This window comes from Teichococcus aestuarii, assembly GCF_003116135.1.
In the GTDB taxonomy this organism is placed as follows: domain Bacteria; phylum Pseudomonadota; class Alphaproteobacteria; order Acetobacterales; family Acetobacteraceae; genus Pseudoroseomonas; species Pseudoroseomonas aestuarii.
This window is the reverse complement of the sequence record NZ_PDOA01000003.1, coordinates 96721-113126: the sequence shown is the minus strand read 5'-3', so window position 1 is coordinate 113126 and position 16406 is coordinate 96721. Positions and strand designations below refer to the sequence as shown.

Below are 16406 nucleotides of genomic sequence, written 5' to 3'. Positions count from 1 at the left end.
CCGGCTCAGCCGGGCGCGTCGATGCGGCGGTAGCGCGCCTCCGCGAACTCGAAGGCGCCGAAGGCGGCCAGGCCCAGCGCCACCACCCCGAACAGCACGCGGCCGAAGGGCTGCGCCTGGAGGGCCAGCAGGGCGCTGCCCAGGCCGCGCACCTCCTGCGGGTCGGACTGCCAGGCGGCCACCACCAGGAACAGCCCGATGATGAGGAACACCACCCCGCGCGCCGCGAAGCCGAGCCGGCCGAGCGGCACCACCCAGTGGGAGGCCTCGGCGGGGCAGCGCAGGTGGCGGGTGAAGGAGGCGCGCCAGCCGCGCGCCAGCATCGCCACGCCCACCCCCATGACGATCAGCCCGATCAGCGCCACCAGCACCTCGCCCGCCGGCTTGGCCAGCAGCCAGCGCGTCCAGTCCTGCGCCGACTGGTCGTCGCCGCCGCCGCCGCCGCCGCGGCCGAGCAGGAGGCCGAAGGCGGAGATGCCGAGGCCGGTATAGGCGACCGCCGAGATCAGGGCGCCGCCACGGATGGCCAGCGCCTTGGCGCCGTGGCCATGGTTGTCGGCATCGAGCAGCCCCTGCAGGGCCCGCCACAGGGCGAAGCCGAACAGGCCGAGCCCCACCACGCCCAGCAGGACGCCGCCGAAGGGGTGCAGCAGCAGCTCCCGCAGCGCCCCCTTCGAGCCTGTGGCCTGGCCGCCGGGCCCGACGGCCGCCAGCAGCGCCAGCGAGCCGATAATCAGGCTGACCGCGCCGCGCGCGGCGTAGCCGAGCCGCGCGAACATCTCGAGCGCATGGCGATGGGATGGCACGGGCAGGGCCTCCGGTGCGAGTGCGGGACCTCTGTAACGCCGCGACTCAGCTTTCCGATGCAGGCAGCGCCGAACTCTCTTCCGGCGGGTGTCGCCGCGCCGGCGGCAGACGTGCCAGCAGGAACAGCATGACCCCCATGGCCGGCAGCGCCGCGAAGGTGGTGAGCAGGAAGAAATCCGCCCAGCCCAGCCATTCGGCGAGGGAGCCGGAACTGGCGCCCAGCGTGCGCAGCGGCACCGCCGCCAGCGAGGAGAGCAGCGCGTATTGCGTGGCGGTGAAGGCGCGGCTGGTGAGGCTGGAGAGGTAGGTGACGAAGGCGGCGTCGGCCAGGCCGTCGGTGAAGTTCTCGACGCCCACCTGGGCCCAGAGCATGGGCATGTCGTGCCCGGCATGGGCGAGCGCCACGTACATCAGGTTGGAGAGCATCTGCGTCAGGCCGGTCAGCACCAGGGCGCGGGCGGTGCCGATGCGCACCACCAGCCAGCCCCCCGCCAGCGCGCCGAGCAGCGTGGCGAACAGGCCGAACACGCTGGAGACCGCCGCCACCTCGGTGCGGGAGAAGCCGAGATCGCGGTAGAAGGGCGCCGTCATCACCCCCGCCAGCGCCTCGCCCAGCTTGAACAGGGCGATGAACAGCAGGATCCAGAGCCAGTAGGGGCGGCGGACGAAATCGGCGAAGGGGTCCACCACCGCGGCGCGCAGCCGCGCCGACCAGCCCAGCGCCGAGGCGGGCGCCGCCGCCGGCTCCGGCCCGCGCCACACCGCGACGAAGCCGATGCCCACCAGCGCCGCGCAATAGGCGAAGGCTGCCGTCCAGCCGGCGAACTCGGCCACCGTCAGCGCGCCGGCGTTGGAGGCCAGCAGCGCGCCGCGATAGCCCCAGACATAGTAGGCGAGGCCGAGGCCCTGTTGCCGCTCCTCCAGGAACTCGATGCGGTAGGCATCCACCACGATGTCCTGGCTGGCGGAGAGGAAGGCCACCAGCACCGCGACCGCCACCGTGATCTCCGGCGCCACGGCCGGGTTGGTGAAGCCGAGCGCCAGGATGGCGAGCGCCAGCACCGGCTGGATGCTGGCCAGCCAGCCGCGCCGCCGGCCCCAGCGGCGGAAGAAGGGCGGCGCCGCATGGTCGATCAGCGGCGCCCAGAGGAATTTCAGCGAGTAGGAGAGGCCGATCAGCGCCGTCAGCCCGATGGCGGTGAGCGGAATGTTGGCTTCCGACATCCACTGCCGCAGCACGAAGGCGGTGAGCGGCAGCGGAACCCCGGCGGAGAAGCCAAGGGCCAGCATGATGAGGAATCGGCGGTCGCTGGCGATCGCGGGGAGGGGAAGGCGCATGGGCGCCCACCCTGCCATGCGCGGGGCGGCTTTTGAACCGCCGCCGCGCCGCCTCAGGCGGTGCCCGGCTCCGGGCGGTGGCGCAGGGCACGGCCCAGCGCCTCGGCCAGGGCGCCGCGCGCATAGGGCTTGCGCAGCACCGCCGTGGCCGCCGCGGCATGGACGGACAGCTCGGCATCGCTGCCATAGCCGGTGATGAAGATGATGGGCACCTGCCGCGCCCGCAGCACCTCGGCGAGCGGGAAGACCACCTCGCCGGCCAGGTTCACGTCCAGCAACGCGGCGCTCAGCCGCGGCGTGCCGGCTGCCAGGGCCAGCGCCTCCTGCAGGGTGTGCGCCGGGCCCACCGGCGTGCAGCCCATCTCCTGCAGCAGCACCGCCGCCTCCAGTGCCAGCATCGACTCATCCTCCACCACCAGCACGCTGGGCGGAGAGGAGGGGTCGTCGATCAGCGGCAGCAGCGCCGTGGCGGCCTCGGCCGGGGTGGCCAGGATCGGCGCGGCGGTGCGCCAGGCGGGGCCGTCCGGCGCGCTGACATGCCGGGCCGGCAGGGTGAGGGAGGCGCGCAGCCCATCCTCGCCCCAGACCAGGCGCAGCAGGCCGCCCAGCTGCCGCTCGGCCAGTTGCCGCACCAGCCGGAGCCCGAAGCCGGGGCGCGGTGGCGGCAGGTCGGGCGGCGCGGTGTCGGCCTGCGGCACGCCGCTCTCCTCCCACAACAGGCGCAGCCCGCCATCCTGGCCGGTGAAGGCCCAACTCAGCGAGAGGCGTCCCTCCGGGTGGCTCAGCGCGCCATGCCGCACCGCATTGGCGGACATCTCATGCAGCAGCATGGACAGCGGCTGCACGGCGATCGCGGCGATGCGGGCCGGCGGGCCGTCGATGCGGACGGCGCCCTGGTGCGCGGCCAGCTCGCCCTCCGCCACCGCGCGCAGCTCGGCCCCCAGCCAGGCATGGCTGGCCAGCAGCGCGTGCGCCCGCGCCATGGCGGCGACACGCCCCTCCACCGAGGTGGCGAAGCGCTCCGGCGGTACGTCGCGCGGGGCCAGCCGCACCAGGGAAAGGGCCACGGCCAGCGCGTTCTTGGCGCGGTGGTCCACCTCGCGCACCAGCAGCGCCTGGTTGGCCTCGGCCTCCCGCTTGGCACGGGCGCGCAGGCGCAGCGCCTCGCCGGCGCGGATCAGGCTGGCCCGCGCCATGGCCACCTCCCGCACCGTGGCGGAGGCACGGGCCGGGGGCGGTGCCTCCGCCAGGGCGACGGCGGCGGCGTCGATGCCCAGCCCCTCGATCTCCCGCCCCAGTATGCGGCCGAGCCACAGCGCGGCCAGCGCGGCCAGGAGGGCGGCGCACAGCCCGCCCACGCTGGCGAGGCCGAGCGCCCGCCAGAGCGGGCCGTCCACCTGCAGGCGCGGCGCCGCGTAGACCACCATCCAGGGCATGGTGCCGGTGCGGCGGACCGCGGCGTAGACCGGCACCTTGTCGTAGGAATGGGTGCGGACCAGCCCGCCCCGGCCCTGGCCGGCCTGCAGGAAGGCGCGGATCTCCGGCGTGGCGGGCTGCGCGAGCCACACCTCCTGCTCCAGCGAGCGCGCGACGACGATGCCGGAGCGGTCCACCACGGAGGCGATCCAGCCCGGCGGCGGCGACTGGTCCTGCAGGATGCGGGCAATGCCCTCGGGGCGGAGATTGGCCGCCAGCACGGCGATGGTGCGCCCCTCCCGCCGCACCGGCAGGGCCACGGCCACCACCCAGTTGCGCGCCAGGGCCGGCCAGTAGAGGTCCGAGACATAGGGCTCGTCCCCCTGCAGCACGGCGCGCATGAAGGCGGGGGCCTCCTGCCCGGCGGTCTCCGGGCGGGGCGGGAAGCGCATCGGCCGGCCGGCCGGCAGCACCGCGCCGGGGACCACCAGCGTGTTCAGCACCTGGCGGGCTGTCCCGACCGAGTAGAGGCTGACATTCAGCAGCGCCGCCGTGCGGCGCGCCACCAGCGCCGAGGCCTGGGCGTGGAACGAGGCCAGCGCCTGCTCCGCCGCCTCCTGCTGCAGGGCGCGGTCGAGGTCGGGCGAGGTGGAAAGCACCTCCAACGCCGCGATGGTGACGCGCAGCTCGCGGTCGACCGCGAGCTGCAACGCGTTGGCGGTGTCTGCCATGGCGCGCAGCATGTCGCCGCGCTGCTCCTGCGCCGTCCACACCGCGAGGCCGGCCGAGAGTGCCACCAGCGGCAGCGCCGTGGCGAGCACCAGCCGCAGGATGTGGACACGGAAGCGGGCAGGTCTTCGGGGTTTCGGCGCGGTCCTGTCCTGCAGCTTTCCAGTGCTCATGCCATGCCAATCTCTGAGGCTGCCTGCCCCCAGATGACCGCGCAGGACAATTCAGGCAGGCGTGACCGGCCTAGCCGAAACCCCTGCGGCGCGCGAAGCACATTGCGTTGTTCAGGCCACGGCCCCCGCAGTATCGCCCGCTTCGTGACGAAAACTTACGAAGCGGGCGATGTCGGCGAACGGCCTCAGGCCATGTTCACCATGATGGTCTTCTTGTGCGTGAAGTGCTCGAGCATCGATTCCAGGCTCGCCTCCTTGCCGAGGCCCGAGGCCTTCACGCCGCCATAGGAAAGGTTCGGCTGCACGACGAGGTTCTGGTTCACCTGCACCAGCCCCGCCTCGATGCGGTGGGCGAAGCCGAGCGCGATCTTGAGGTTGTTGGTCCAGACGCTCGCGGCGAGGCCGAACTCGGTGTCGTTGGCCGCCTCCAGCACCGCCTCCGCGTCGTCGAAGGGAAACACGACGGTGACGGGGCCGAAAATCTCCTCGCGCACCAGGCGGCTCTCCTTGTCGAGCCCGGTGAAGATGTGCGGCTGGATGAACAGCCCCTTCTTCAGCGCGGGATCGGCGGGCATCGCCGAGCAGGCGCGGCCCTCGGCGCCGGCGGTGGCCTTCCCCTCCTCGATGAAGCCCTGCACCTTCTCGAACTGGCCGGGCGAGATGATGGTGCCGATGTCGGTCTTCTCGTCCAGCGGGTCGCCCATCACCATGGCATCGACCCGCTTGGCCATCTCGGCCACGAACTTCTCGTAGATCGGGCGCTCGACGAAGATGCGGCTGGCCGCCGTGCAGCTCTGCCCCTGGCGGGTGAAGCGCATGGAGGTCAGCGCGCCCTGCACGGTCTTTTCGAAATCGCAATCGGCGAAGACGATCATCGGCGACTTGCCGCCGAGTTCGAGCGTGACGGGGATGAGCTTCTCCGCCGCCGCGCGGTAGATGATCTTGCCGGTCTCGACCGAGCCGGTGAAGGTCACCTTCTTCACGAGCTTATGTTCGACGAGCGGCGCGCCGCATTCCGGCCCCTGGCCGGAGAGGATGTTGAACACGCCCGCCGGCAGCACGCGGTTCATCAGCTCGACGATGCGCAGCACCGCGAGCGGCGCCTCCTCCGCCGACTTGACGACGATGCTGTTGCCGGCGACCAGCGCGGGCGCCGCCTTCAGCGCCATCAGCATCATCGGGATGTTCCAGGGGATGATGGCACCCACCACGCCGAGCGGCTCGCGCACCGTGATGTTCAGCACCTCCGGCGCGAAGGGCACCGTCTCGCCCTTGATCTCGCCGCCGAGGCCGCCGAAGAACTCGAAGATGTCGGCCACGTTGTTGGCCTCGACGCGGCTCTCCGTGCGCAGCGCCTTGCCGGTCTCGAGCGCCACCAGCCGCGACAGCTCCTCGACATGCTCGCGGATCAGCTGCGCCGCCTTGTGCACCAGCGCGCCGCGCTTGCGGGCGGGCACCTTGGCCCATTCCTTCTGCGCGCGCGCCGCCTCGGCCACCGCGGCCTCGACATCCGCGGCATCCCCGTCCGCCGCCTCGGCCACCGTCCCGCCGGTGGCGGGGTTCACCACCGCGAAGGTGCGGCCCGAGCGGGCCGGGGTGTAGCGGCCGCCGATGAAATGCACGCCCGAGAGCGCCTTCGCCAGGGCGAAGGGGTCCAGGCAGGGGGCCTCCGGGGCGGGGTTCGGGCGGTCGAGCATGGCTTTCCTCCTGGTTCGGCCGGAACGGCCCGGCCGCGGAAACGGTTTGGCCGCGGACGATGCGCCGGGCCACGCGCCAGGGCAACCCATGCCGGCAACCCATCCCGGCAACCCATCAAGTTGACCCGGCGCCCTGCCTCGTGGTGTGCGTCTTGTGGCGGGCGCGGGGCGGGGGCAGCATCCGCCCCCATGAGCCTTGCATCGCCCACCCTGGCCGAGACCATCCGCCTGCGCCTGGCCGACGACATCACCGCCGGCCGCCTGCCGCCCGGCAGCGAGATCGACGAGGGCGCGCTGGCCGGGCGCTTCGGCGCCTCCCGAACCCCGGTGCGCGAGGCGCTGCGCGAGCTGGCGGCGCAGGGCATGGTGGAGATCACCCCGCGCCGGGGCGCCCGGGTGGCGCGGGTCTCGCTGGAGCGGCTGGGCGAGCTGTTCGAACTGCTGGCCGAGACGGAGGCGATGTGCGCCCGCTTCGCTACCTGGCGGATGACGGCCACCGAGCGCTTCGCCCTCCAGGCGCTCCAGGCCGGCTTCCACCCCTGCCCGGAGGAGCGGCCCGGGGCGCTGGCGGCCTATGATGCCTACAACCAGGGCTTCCACGAGCTGATCTACCGCGGCACCCACAACGGCGTGCTGGCCGAGCACGCGGCGGGGCTGCGGCAGCGCCTGGCCCCCTATCGCCGCGCCCAGTACCGGGGCGACCGGCGCATCGAGCAATCCTATGCCGAGCACCAAGCGGTGCTGGAGCGTATGCTGCGCGGGGCAGGGGACGAGGCGGCGCAGCTGATGCGGGCGCACATGCTTTCCGCCAGCGCCGCGCTGGCGCGCTTCATGCAGGGTGATCTCCGGGAAATTGTGGGCGAAGCGAACTGATCCGCGGAGTTTTGCATACAAAAGTTCATGCGGAACGGGGCGCCGCATAATTTCCGGTTCCCGTACCGCCTGGCCTGCGCTCTACTGGCTGGCCTGGGGCTGCGGGTAGCACGCCCCGCTATGCGGGAGGAAGTTCCATGGCGCTGTCCATCACCCTTGGCGCGCGCACCTGGATCGAGCGGCTCTGGTCCGGGATCGCCGATCGCGGCCGGCCCTATGCCGACGTGCCCGGCGCCGCCACCCCGCCGCTGGACCGCGCGCGGCTGCTGGCCATGGCGCTGCTCTCCGAGCGGGGCGAGGCCTCCGGCGCGGCCGTGGCGCGCGAGCTGCTGCAGGTGCTGGGCACGCTGGAGGCGGGCGACCGCGCCGCCTTCCGCCATTTCCTCGCCGGCAACTTCCTGCCCGACCAGGAGAGCCTGCGCGCCGCCGCTGAGGCCTACCTGGCCGAGCCCTCGGCCGAGCGGGCCATGGCGCTGTTCGAATGCGCCGAGCCGCCCCGCCAGGAGCTGCTGCGGCGGATGAACATGGCGCCCGGCGGCACCGCCGCGCTGGTGGCGCTGCGCACCGAGCTGCTGGCCGGGCTGAAGCGCGAGCCGGCGCTGAAGCCGCTGGATTCCGACCTGCGCCACCTCTTCACCTCCTGGTTCAACCGCGGCTTCCTGGAGCTGCGCCGGATCGACTGGGACACCCCCGCCGCCATCCTGGAGAAGCTGATCCGCTACGAGGCGGTGCACGAGATCCAGGGCTGGGAGGACCTCCGCCGCCGCCTCGCGCCGGACCGGCGCTGCTTCGGCTTCTTCCACCGCGCCCTGCCGGGCGAGCCGCTGATCTTCGTCGAGGTGGCGCTGGTGAAGGGGCTGGCCGGCGCCATCCAGCCGCTGCTGGCGCTCAGCCGCGACCCGGCGCCGCAGCCGCCCGCCGGGTTCGACACCGCCATCTTCTACTCCATCTCCAACTGCCAGGAGGGGCTGCGCGGCATCTCCTTCGGCAACTTCCTGATCAAGCAGGTGGTGGAGGAGCTGAAGGCCGACCTGCCGGGGCTGAAGCACTTCTCCACCCTCTCGCCCGTGCCGGGCTTCCGCCGCTGGCTGAAGCGCCGGCTGGACCGCGATGGCCAGGCCCTCACCCCGGAGGAGCGGGGCGCGCTGGCCGCCCTGCTGCCGCCCGCGCAGGAGGAGAGCGTGGCCGAGGCCGGGCCCCTCTCCACCGCCGCGCTGCTGGAGCAGGTGGCCGAGGGCGAGTGGTGGCGCGACCCGGCGCGCGAGGCGGCGCTGCGCGGCCCGCTGATGCGGCTGGCCGCCGAGTACCTGACCCGCCCCAACACCGGCATGGGCAACATCGACCCGGTGGCGCGCTTCCACCTCGGCAATGGCGCGCGGCTGGAGCGCATCAACTGGCTGGGCAACACCGCGCCGCGTGGCCTGGAGGAATCGCACGGGGTGATGGTGAACTACCTCTACGACCCCGACAGCATCGAGGCCAACCACGAGGCCTTCACCCGCTCCGGCACGGTGGCGCGCTCGGCGGCGGTGGAGGCCATGCTGGCCCAGCCGCGCCTGCCGGCGCCGGCAACCGGCGGCGCCCGCGCCCGGCTGCCGCGCCTGCTGGGCGGCAGCGGCGGGGCGCCGGAGCCGGCCGCGCCCGCCCCGCCCCCGCGCGAGAACGCCGCCTCCTGACCCGCGGGGCCATGGCCCCGGCGGGCGGGACAGGCGGCGGGGGAGGGTTCCACCGCCCGCCCGTTCTGCCCTAAAGCCCCGGGCCAAGCGGCAGCGCGGCGCCGGGGGCACCGAACAGGAAGGCGGCCCCGCGCCGCGCCGCCTTTCCGCAACGCACAGGCGCCAAGAAGCCACCGGCAGCCCATCGGCCCCGTCCAGCCGCAGGAACGATCCAAGACCATGTCACCCGCTCTCGCCTCCACGATGGGGCTTGTCGTGATGTTCATCCTGGGCACGGCGCTGCCCATCAACATGGGCGCGCTGGCCTTCGCCCTGGCCTTCCTCATCGGTGTCTTCGCGGTCGGCATGACGGCCAGCCAGATCCTGGCCGGCTTCCCGGGCGACCTGTTCGTCACCCTGGTGGGCATTACCTACCTCTTCGCCATCGCGCAGAAGAACGGCACCATCGACCTGCTGGTGCACTGGGCGGTGCGGGCGGTGGGCGGGCGCATCGCCGCCATTCCCTGGGTGATGTTCGGCGTCGCCGCCATCCTCACCGCCATCGGCGCGGTCAGTCCGGCGGCGGTGGCGATCATCGCGCCCATCGCGCTCCGCTTCGCCCGCCACTACAACATCGACCCGCTGATGATGGGCCTGCTGGTGGTGCATGGCGCGCAGGGCGGCGGCTTCTCACCCATCTCGATCTATGGCGGCATCACCAACCAGATCGTCGAGCGCGCCGGGCTGCCGGGCGACGAGATGGTGCTGTTCCTGGCCAGCCTGCTGTTCAACCTGGCGGTCGCCGTGGCGGTGTACTTCGTCTTCGGCGGTGCCCGGCTGATCGGCCGGCGCGACGGCGTGGCGCATGACGAGTTCGAGGAAGGCGGCCGCCCCTCGCTGCCGGTGCGTGGCCATGGCGGCACCCCCGCCGCGCCGAAGGGCGGGGAGCCGCACGCCGTGCCCGCCCTCGACGCCCAGCGCGGCCTGACGCTGCTGGGGCTGCTCGTGCTCGGCGTCGGCTCGCTCGCCTTCGGGCTGAACGTCGGCCTGATGGCCATCACCGTGGCCGTGGCGCTGGCCCTGGTGGCGCCCGAATCCCAGAAGGGCACGGTGGACAAGGTGAGCTGGTCCACCGTGCTGCTGATCGCCGGCGTCATCACCTATGTCGGCGTGCTGCAGAAATCGGGCGCGGTCGATCTGGTGAGCGGCAGCGTCGTGGCCCTCGGCGCGCCGCTGCTGGGGGCGCTGCTGCTCTGCTACATCGGCGGCGTGGTCTCGGCCTTCGCCTCCTCCACCGGCGTGCTGGGGGCCATCATCCCGCTCGCCGTGCCCTTCCTGGCGGGGGGCGAGGTCGGGGCGGTCGGCATGATCGCCGCGCTGGCCATCTCGGCCACCATTGTCGATGTCAGCCCCTTCTCGACCAATGGCGCGCTGGTGCTGGCCAACGCGCCGGAGGGCGAGCGGGAGAAGCTGTTCCGCCGCTTCCTCGTCTACAGCGGCCTCGTCGTGGTGGCGGGGCCGCTGCTGGCCTGGGCGGTGCTGATCGTGCCCGGCTGGCTGTGAGAGGCATGCCGGAAGCGGCTTGGGTGGGCTGGCCCTCCGCCGCCGCTTCTGGCTTGATGGGGCGTGGCCGGAAAGCCGGCCGACGCCGCCCGACCCGTGGTAAGTGTTGACAGCAAACGGAAGACAGAAGCGATGACTGAGCCGACCGGCCCGCTGAGGGGCCTGCGCGTGGTGGACCTGACCCGGGTGCTGGCGGGCCCCACCTGCACGCAGATGCTGGGCGACCTGGGTGCCGAGGTGATCAAGATCGAGCGCCCCGAGGCGGGCGACGACACCCGCGGCTTCGCCCCGCCCTATGTGCCGAACACGCGGGAGAGCGCCTATTTCGTCGGCGTCAATCGCAACAAGCAGTCGGTGACGGTGGACATCGCCCGCCCCGAGGGCCAGGCCATCGTCCACAAGCTGCTGGAGACGGCCGACATCCTGGTCGAGAACTTCAAGGTCGGCGCGCTCGCCAAGTACGGCCTCGGCTGGGAGCAGCTGAAGGAAAAGTATCCGGGGCTGATCTACTGCTCGATCACCGGCTTCGGCCAGACCGGCCCCTATGCGCCGCGCCCGGGCTACGACGCGCTGATCCAGGCGATGGGCGGCGTCATGTCGCTCACCGGCGAGCCGGAGGGCGAGCCGCAGAAGGTGGGCATCCCGGTGGCCGACCTGTTCGCCGGCCTCTACGGCACCATCGGCGTGCTCGCGGCGCTGCGCCACAAGCAGGCGACAGGGCAGGGCCAGCAGATCGACATCGGCATGCTGGACACGCATGTGGCCTGGCTCGCCAACCAGGGCATGAACTACCTGGCCACCGGCGAGAACCCGCCGCGCCTCGGCAACCAGCACCCCAACATCGTGCCCTACCAGGTCTTTCCCACCGCCGATGGCTACATGGTGCTCTCCATCGGCAACGACCCGACCTTCGAGCGCTTCTGCAAGAACTTCGCGCTGGAGCACCTGCTGGCCGACGAGCGCTACGCCACCAACGCCGCCCGCGTCGGCAACCGCGCCCTGGTGACCGAGACGCTGACGGCGGTGACGAAGACCCGCCCCACCAAGGAGTGGATCGAGAAGCTGGAGGCGCTGAAGATCGGCTGCGGCCCGATCAACACGCTGAAGGATGTCTTCGCCGACCCGCATGTGGTGGCGCGCAACATGGTGGTGGAGATGCCGCACGCCTCGGGCGAGAGCGTGAAGGTCATCGCCAACCCGGTGAAGCTCTCCGCCACCCCGCCCGACTACCGCTCCGCCGCGCCGGTGCTGGGGCAGCACACGGAGAGCGTGCTCTCCGGCCTCGGCTACTCGGAGGCGGAGATCGCGGCGATGCGCCAGGGAGGCATCGTCTGAGCTTTATCGTCTGAACAGGCGGGGCGGGGGAGGGCGGCGGCGCCTCCTCCCGCTCCGGGCCGCAAGCGGGAGCCGGGCAACCAAAAGCGCCGGCCTGACGTTCCGCCCTCGCAAGGCCGCCCGCCGACACGCGGGTGGCTCCCGAGGAGATACTGATGACGATGATGTCCCGCCGCGCCAGCCTGCTGCTGCCGATGGGCCTGGCCGGTCTGGTGGCCGCCTGCGCCACCGAGCCGATGCCGCTGCCCCCCGCCGACCCGACCGGCAAGGCCGATCCGCAGATGCGTGCGCTGCTGGAGAGCCTGCAGGCGCTGAACCCCAAGCCGATCGAGACACTGAGCGCCGAGGAAGCGCGCCGCCAGCCCGGCATGGCCGACGCGGTGAAGCACCGGCTGCGCGCCCAGGGCCTGCCCGTCGCGCCGCGCCCGCTACCGGTGGTGCGCGACCTGGAGATCCCGGGCAATGCCGGGCCGCTGATGGCCCGCCTCTACAGCCCCGTGGAGCCGCCGCGCGCCGGCCAGCCGCCGCGCGCCCTGCTGCCGCTGATCGTCTACTACCATGGCGGCGGCTTCGTCATCGCCGACCTCGACACCTACGACGCCTCGGCCCGCGCCCTGGCCGCCGAGGCGCAGGCCGTGGTGCTCTCGGTGCACTACCGCCAGGCGCCGGAGAACAAGTTCCCCTCCGCGCATGACGACGCCTACACCTCCTACATCTGGGCGGTGCAGAACGCGGCGCAGCTTGGCGCCGACCTCTCCCGCGTGGCCGTGGTGGGCGAGAGCGCCGGCGGCAACCTGGCGATCACCACCGCCATGTCGGCCCGCGAGGCGCGCGCGCCGCTGCCGGTGGCAATGGGCCTGATCTACCCGGTGGCCGGCACCGACATGACCACGCCCTCCTACCGCGAGAACGCCATGGCCAAGCCGCTGAACGCGGCGATGATGCGCTGGTTCGTCGAGAAGTACACCAGCGGCCCGGCCGAGCTGCAGGACCCGCGGCTGAATGTCTATGGCCGGGCCGAGCTGCGCGGCCTGCCCAAGGCCGTCATCGTCACCGCCGAGATCGACCCGCTGCGCAGCGACGGCATGATGCTGGCCGACAAGCTGCGCGCGGCGGGCGTGCAGGTGGTGGCGCAGGACTACCCGGGCGTGACGCACGAGTTCTTCGGCGCCGATCCGCAGCTGCTGGCCCGTGCCGGCGAGGCGCAGCGCTTCATGGCGGGCGAGCTGCGCTCCGCCTTCGCCCTGCCGGCGCCGACCATCGTGCCGCCGCAGCCGCCGCGCCGCCCCGTGCCGCGCGGCTGAGGCACAGCGCCTGACCTGGCTGCGGAGGGCGGCTCCCGGCCAGGGGGCCGCCCTCCGCGCATCCGGCGCTTCCCATCCGGCCGGAAGCGCCAATACTGACCGGCTGACAGGAAGGAGATTCCGCCATGGAACTGCGCGAACTCGGCCGCTCCGGCCTGCGCGTCTCGCCCCTCTGCCTCGGCGGCAACGTCTTCGGCTGGACGGCGGGCGAGGCGGACAGCTTCCGCCTGCTCGACCGCTTCGTGGAAGCGGGCGGCAATTTCATCGACACCGCCGATGTCTATTCCGTCTGGGCGCCCGGCCACCAGGGCGGCGAGTCGGAGACGGTGATCGGCAACTGGCTGGCCCAGGGCGGCGGGCGGCGGGAGAAGGTGGTGATCGCCACCAAGGTGGGCATGGAGCTGGCGCCGGACCGCAAGGGGCTGGCCGCCGCCTATATCCGCCGCGCCGTGGAAGATTCGCTGCGCCGCCTGCGCGTCGAGCGGATCGACCTCTACCAGGCGCACAAGGACGACCCGGAGACGCCGCTGGAGGAGACGCTCGGCGCCTTCGCGGAACTGATCCGGGAGGGCAAGGTGCGCGCCATCGGCGCCTCCAACCACGAGGCGCCGCGGCTGCGGGAGGCGCTGGAGACCAGCGCCCGCCTCGGCCTGCCGCGCTACGAAAGCCTGCAGCCGCACTACAACCTCGCCGAGCGGATGCGCTACGAGGCGGCGCTGGAGGCGGTCTGCCAGGAGGAAGGGCTGGGGGTGATTCCCTATTTCTCCCTCGCGGCCGGCTTCCTCACCGGCAAGTACCGCTCGGAAGCCGATCTCGGGCAGAGCCCGCGCGGCCAGGGCGTCGCCAAGTACCTGGACGAGCGCGGCCTCGGCATCCTGGCGGCGCTGGACGCGGTGGCGGCGCGGCACGGCGCCACGCCCGCGCGGGTGGCGCTGGCCTGGATGATGGCGCGGCCCGGCATCACTGCGCCGATCGCCAGCGCGACGAAGCTGGAGCAGCTGGAGGAACTGCTGGCTGCGACGGCGCTCCGGCTCGATCCGGAAGATGTCGAGCGGCTGGACCGGGCCTCGGTGGGGTAAGGGAAGGTCGGGGGAGGGAACTCCCCCGAACCCCCTCCTTTTTCTGACAGAAAGAAGATGAGGGGGCCCGGGGGAGAATTCCTTCTCCCCCGGCCTTTCAGCGCTCGCGCAGCTTGCGCGCGGCATCCACCGCGAAATAGGTCAGCACGCCATCGGCGCCGGCGCGCCTGAAGGCCAGCAGGCTCTCCAGCATCGCCTTCTCGTGGTCCAGCCAGCCGTTGCGGACGGCGGCCATGATCATCGCGTACTCGCCGCTCACCTGATAGGCGTAGGTCGGCACGGCGAAGCGGTCCTTCACCCGGCGGACGATGTCGAGATAGGGCATGCCGGGCTTGACCATCACCATGTCCGCGCCCTCGGCCAGGTCGAGCGCCACCTCGCGCAGCGCCTCGTCGGAATTGGCGGGGTCCATCTGGTAGGTCTTCTTGTCGCCCTTCAGCGCGCCGCCCGAGCCCACCGCGTCGCGGAACGGGCCGTAGAAGGCGGAGGCATACTTGGCGGCGTAGGACATGATGCGGGTGTGGATCAGCCCGCGCCCGTCCAACGCGGCGCGGATGGCGCCGACGCGGCCATCCATCATGTCGGAGGGCGCGATGACGTCGATGCCCGCCTCCGCCTGGTTCACCGCCTGGGCGGCGAGGATGGCGAGGGATTCGTCATTGGCCACGTAGCCGTCGCGGATCACGCCGTCATGGCCGTGGTCGGTGTAGGGGTCGAGCGCCACGTCGCCCACCAGGCCGAGATCGGGGAATTCCCGCTTCAGCAGGCGGGAGGCGCGGCACATCAGGTTTTCGGGGTTGGTGGCCTCGGTGCCCTCGGCATCCTTCCGCTCCGGCGGCGTCATCGGAAAGAGGGCGATGGCGGGGATGCCGAGCTCCACCGCCGGCGCCACGTGCTGCGCCAGCCGGTCGATCGTCACCCGCTGCACGCCGGGCATGGAGCCCACATCGGAGATGCCGCCGCTGCCCTCCATGACGAAGATCGGCCAGATCAGGTCGTCCACCGAGAGGCGGTGCTCGGCCACCAGCCGGCGGGTCCAGGCATCGTGCCGGTTGCGGCGGGGGCGGATGGCGGGGAAGGCCCCCAGGGGAGAGGTCATGCTGTTGCTCCGGCGGCGGCCAGGGCCTGGCCGAGATCGGCCAGGATGTCGTCGATATGCTCGATGCCGATCGAGAGACGCACATAGCCGGGCGTGACGCCGGCCGCCGCCTGCTCCTCGGCCGAGAGCTGGCTGTGCGTGGTGGTGGCGGGGTGGATGGCGAGGCTGCGCGCATCGCCGATATTCGCCACATGGTAGAACATCCGCAGCGCCTCGATGAAGCGGCGCCCCGCCTCGGCGCCGCCCTTCAGCTCGAAGCCGAGCAGGCTGCCGAGGCCGCCCTTCAGATGCGCCGCCCGCTGCCGCGCCGGGCCGCTGGCCACGGAGGGATGGATCACCTTCGCCACCGCCGGGTGCGCGGCGAGGAAGGCCGCCACGCGCAGCGCGTTGGCGCAGTGCCGTTCCATCCGCAGCGGCAGCGTCTCGAGCCCCTGGAGGAAGAGGAAGGCGTTCATCGGCGCCATCGCCGCGCCGATGTCGCGCAGCAGGCAGGTGCGCATCCGCAGGATGTAGGCGACGGGCCCCATCGGCTTCGCGGCCTCGGTCCAGACGGCGCCGTGGTAGCTGGGGTCGGGCTGGTTCAGGGTGGGGAAGCGTGCCGGGTGGGCCGCCCAGTCGAAATTGCCGCCATCGACGACGATGCCGCCGATGCTGCTGCCATGCCCGCCGATCCACTTGGTGGTGGAGTGCATGACGATGGCCGCGCCATGCTCCAGCGGCCGGCAGAGGATCGGCGCCGCCGTGTTGTCCATGATCAGCGGGATGCCCATGCCCCGCCCGAGCGCCGCCACCTCGGCGATGGGGAAGACCTCCAGCTTCGGGTTGGGCAGCGTCTCGGCGTACCAGGCGCGGGTGCGGTCGTCGGAGGCGGCGGCGAAGGCCTGCGGGTCGGCCGGGTCGACGAAGCGGACCTCGATGCCGAACTGCTTCAGCGTGTTGGCGAAGAGGTTCCAGGTGCCGCCATAGATGGCGGTGGAGGAGACGATGTTGTCCCCCGCCGCGCAGAGGTTCATCACGCAGAAGCTGCTGGCCGCCTGGCCCGAGCCCAGCGCCAGCGCCGCCACGCCCCCCTCCAGCGCCGCCATGCGCCGCTCCAGCACGTCGAGCGTCGGGTTCATGATGCGGCTGTAGATGTTGCCGCCCTCCTCCAACGCGAAGAGCCGGGCGGCGTGGCCGGTGTCCTGGAACTGGAAGCTGGTGGTCTGGTGGATCGGCACCGCCACGGAGCCGGTGCTGGGGTCCGCCCGCCAGCCGGCATGCAGGGCGAGGGTTTCGGGGTTACTGGTGCTGGCCATACTGCGCCTCCCGCTTTTCGTGGGGGCTGTGGTGCCACGGGGC

At 72.4% G+C, this 16406-nt stretch carries 12 protein-coding genes; 6 read left to right on the top strand and 6 right to left on the bottom strand.

The genetic code is table 11. The features are described from left to right. Positions 1-5 precede the first annotated feature (5 nt). The 4 genes from CR165_RS05980 to CR165_RS05965 form a co-directional block, all read right to left on the bottom strand. The gene (locus CR165_RS05980; protein ID WP_219929697.1) at positions 6-806 is read right to left on the bottom strand and encodes a DUF1206 domain-containing protein; all 801 of its coding nucleotides are present in this window, start codon (positions 804-806) and stop codon (positions 6-8) included. A gap of 46 nt (positions 807-852) precedes the next feature. Continuing rightward, on the bottom strand, positions 853-2145 hold the full coding sequence (locus CR165_RS05975) for an AmpG family muropeptide MFS transporter (RefSeq protein WP_109516069.1): 1293 nt from the start codon (positions 2143-2145) through the stop codon (positions 853-855). Positions 2146-2198: 53 nt separating this feature from the next. Beyond that, entirely contained in the window at positions 2199-4463 is a 2265-nt protein-coding gene (locus CR165_RS05970) for an HWE histidine kinase domain-containing protein (RefSeq protein ID WP_109516068.1), read from the bottom strand. A gap of 185 nt (positions 4464-4648) precedes the next feature. Then, on the bottom strand, positions 4649-6160 hold the full coding sequence (locus CR165_RS05965; RefSeq protein ID WP_109516067.1) for an aldehyde dehydrogenase family protein: 1512 nt from the start codon (positions 6158-6160) through the stop codon (positions 4649-4651). A gap of 189 nt (positions 6161-6349) precedes the next feature. On the opposite strand from CR165_RS05965, the gene CR165_RS05960 reads away from it, so the two are divergent. The 6 genes from CR165_RS05960 (at position 6350) to CR165_RS05935 (ending at position 13969) form a co-directional block, all read left to right on the top strand. Beyond that, positions 6350-7033 (top strand): GntR family transcriptional regulator, encoded by a 684-nt coding sequence (locus CR165_RS05960; RefSeq protein WP_109516066.1) that lies wholly within the window; start codon positions 6350-6352, stop codon positions 7031-7033. A 137-nt stretch (positions 7034-7170) separates the two neighbouring features. Next, on the top strand, positions 7171-8709 hold the full coding sequence (locus CR165_RS05955; RefSeq protein WP_109516065.1) for a malonyl-CoA decarboxylase: 1539 nt from the start codon (positions 7171-7173) through the stop codon (positions 8707-8709). Between the two features lie 219 nt (positions 8710-8928). Next, positions 8929-10251, top strand: a complete 1323-nt coding sequence (locus CR165_RS05950; RefSeq protein WP_109516064.1) for an SLC13 family permease — start codon at positions 8929-8931, stop codon at positions 10249-10251. 132 nt (positions 10252-10383) lie between these two features. Then, positions 10384-11586: a CaiB/BaiF CoA transferase family protein gene (locus CR165_RS05945; RefSeq protein WP_109516063.1), complete on the top strand. Its 1203-nt coding sequence runs from the start codon at positions 10384-10386 to the stop codon at positions 11584-11586. Positions 11587-11741: 155 nt separating this feature from the next. Further along, positions 11742-12890 carry an alpha/beta hydrolase gene (locus CR165_RS05940; protein ID WP_109516062.1) on the top strand — a complete coding sequence of 383 codons (1149 nt, stop codon included), beginning with the start codon at positions 11742-11744 and terminating at the stop codon, positions 12888-12890. Between the two features lie 125 nt (positions 12891-13015). Beyond that, a complete protein-coding gene (locus tag CR165_RS05935; protein WP_109516061.1) occupies positions 13016-13969 on the top strand; it encodes an aldo/keto reductase in 954 nt (317 codons plus the stop codon). Positions 13970-14066: 97 nt separating this feature from the next. Here the strand turns inward: CR165_RS05935 and hemB are convergent, their stop codons facing one another. Together hemB and CR165_RS05925 are read right to left on the bottom strand one after the other, a co-directional pair. Continuing rightward, positions 14067-15068: a porphobilinogen synthase gene (gene hemB, locus CR165_RS05930; RefSeq protein ID WP_109516060.1), complete on the bottom strand. Its 1002-nt coding sequence runs from the start codon at positions 15066-15068 to the stop codon at positions 14067-14069. Continuing rightward, positions 15065-16363 carry an O-acetylhomoserine aminocarboxypropyltransferase/cysteine synthase family protein gene (locus tag CR165_RS05925; protein ID WP_109516059.1) on the bottom strand — a complete coding sequence of 433 codons (1299 nt, stop codon included), beginning with the start codon at positions 16361-16363 and terminating at the stop codon, positions 15065-15067. Before CR165_RS05925 ends, hemB begins: the two co-directional genes overlap by 4 nt. Positions 16364-16406: the final 43 nt, after the last annotated feature.